At 43.6% G+C, this 1,254-nt stretch carries 2 protein-coding genes; both read right to left on the bottom strand.

Annotated elements, in window-relative coordinates:
• Positions 1-60 precede the first annotated feature (60 nt).
• Positions 61-891 carry an IS3 family transposase gene (locus FBT53_RS15940; RefSeq protein WP_136952179.1) on the bottom strand — a complete coding sequence of 277 codons (831 nt, stop codon included), beginning with the start codon at positions 889-891 and terminating at the stop codon, positions 61-63.
• A gap of 23 nt (positions 892-914) precedes the next feature.
• Positions 915-1,190 (bottom strand): transposase, encoded by a 276-nt coding sequence (locus FBT53_RS15935; protein ID WP_136952178.1) that lies wholly within the window; start codon positions 1,188-1,190, stop codon positions 915-917.
• Between the last annotated feature and the right edge of the window lie 64 nt (positions 1,191-1,254).

Here is a 1,254-nt window from a genome sequence, read left to right as displayed (position 1 = left end):
TGAGCATCCCCCAGTGATTAGGACAGGTTTTGCTCTAAATTAGGTTCTGGTTAATATTCATTAAGCTGCTTTTTGTTGTTCTCTCAAATACCTTTTAAAAGGTATTTGATTGTCGATTCCCTGATGCCTTCTTTTGTTGTTGTAAAAGTCAAAATATGTTTTCAATTGTTGGTATAGGTCTATTCCCGTGTCTGGTGGATTGAGGTATACGCTTTCGTATTTGACACTTCTCCAAAGACGTTCTATGAACACATTGTCGATTGCTCTTCCCTTACCGTCCATACTCAGTTTGATATCGTTGGATAGGACCAAACGGGTGAATACCTCGGAGGTAAATTGGCTTCCTTGGTCGGTATTGACGATTTCAGGTTTGCCATGGACTGCAATGGCCTCTTCCAAGGTCTCTTTGCACCACTGGGCGTCCATGGTATTCGATACCGACCAGTTGAGTACATAACGGCTATGCAGGTCGATGATGGCGACCAAGTACATGAAGCCCTTGCGCATGGGTATATATGTGATGTCGGTCGCCCATACTTGGTTAGGCCTTTCAACCTTTAGGTTATGTAAAAGGTACGGATATACTTTATGCGCCTTGTTTCGCTTAGAGGTATGTTTACCGGGCATAATGGCCCTTAGCCCCATTACTTTGTAATATAACCGGTCTATACGCTTTTGGTTGACCTTGTACCCTTTGTCCATTGTAAGCCAAGTGTGCATGCGTTTGGCCCCTTTGAAATAATGGTCGGCGTAATGTTCGTCCATCAGGCGCATCAGCTCTAGGTTGAGTTCGCTCTCTCCTTTAGGTTTGTAATAGAACCCTGAGCGGTGCAACTGTAGAAGCCCGCTCTGTTTTACAACACTTAAGTTGGAATGATCCCTGCTTATCATTGTTCTTCGCTCCTTTAAGGGTCTTAGCGCAAGGCGTTCTTTAAAAAATCAAGCTCTACTTTTTGTTTGCCTATTACCTTGAGCAATCGGTCTTCTTTTTCTTCGGCTTCACTCTTGGTCGACTTGCCACCTTTTGAGAATACCGATTCCGCCTGTGAGAGAAACTCCCGTTTCCAGAGATTGACTTGCTGAGGAGATATCTCAAAACGCTGCGCCAAATCCTTTGCCGTTTCACGCTCCTTGAGCGCCTCCAAAACCACCTTGGTCTTGAATTTTGAAGTGAATTTTCTTCGTGTCATATAAGTAAATTTAAGTTTCTTTTTAAGAACTTAACCTACTGTCCTGTTTTTGGGGGGATGCTCA

Source organism: Flavobacterium sp. ASW18X (genome assembly GCF_005144745.1).
Lineage (GTDB): Bacteria > Bacteroidota > Bacteroidia > Flavobacteriales > Flavobacteriaceae > Croceivirga.
The sequence above is the reverse complement of the archived record's forward strand: the minus strand, read 5'-3'. Positions and strand labels throughout refer to the sequence as shown.